Raw genomic sequence first — 704 nt, forward strand, 5'->3', positions numbered from 1 at the left:
CCGCCTGGATAAGTTAAATTACTAAAACTATACAAATAAGTTTTAGGAAAGACATTGTTTAATACTTTCAATAGCGATTGTTGAATATCCATGGCATACCAAGAAGACTCTCCCTGGGCAACAACAATACCGTCATCGGCTAAACAGTTAAAAACATCTTTATAAAATGCTTCGCCAAATAAAGGTTGAGCAGGTCCAATCGGATCAGTGCTGTCGACAATAATAACGTCAAACTTCTCAGTGGTTTCTTTAACAAATTGCACACCATCACCGATAATAAGATCTATGCGTTCATCATCGAGTGCTGAAGCGGTTTGTGGAATATGCTTTTTACAGGCGTCAACAACCATCTCGTCGATTTCAACCATAGTACATTTTTTTACTGATAGATGACGAATGACTTCTCTTGCCGTTCCACCATCACCACCACCAATCACTAAAATATTTTTAGGGTGAGGATGCACAAACAAGGGCACATGGCTTATCATATCGTGATAAGCAAATTCGTCTCGCTCGGTGACCATAATCAAACCGTCATTTAGTAACATTTTACCATGACCTTTAGTTTCAACAACATCAACGGTTTGAAATTCACTTTTCCCAGAGAAAAGTACTTTTTCTACTTTAAATTTAATCCCCAAAAAGTCTTCAAACTTTTCTTCTACCCATAAATTAGAGTGCATGGTTTTCTCCTGAAATATCAA

The 704-nt window shown here is 37.2% G+C and carries 1 protein-coding gene; it reads right to left on the bottom strand.

Features of this window, described 5'->3' with window-relative positions; translation table 11 throughout:
• On the bottom strand, positions 1 to 683 hold a 683-nt coding region (gene speE / locus H4J62_RS19950), incomplete at its 3' end, for a polyamine aminopropyltransferase (RefSeq protein WP_182231381.1).
• Positions 684 to 704: the final 21 nt, after the last annotated feature.

Origin of the sequence: Colwellia sp. BRX8-5, from assembly GCF_014077325.1 — a bacterium.
GTDB lineage: Bacteria > Pseudomonadota > Gammaproteobacteria > Enterobacterales > Alteromonadaceae > Colwellia_A.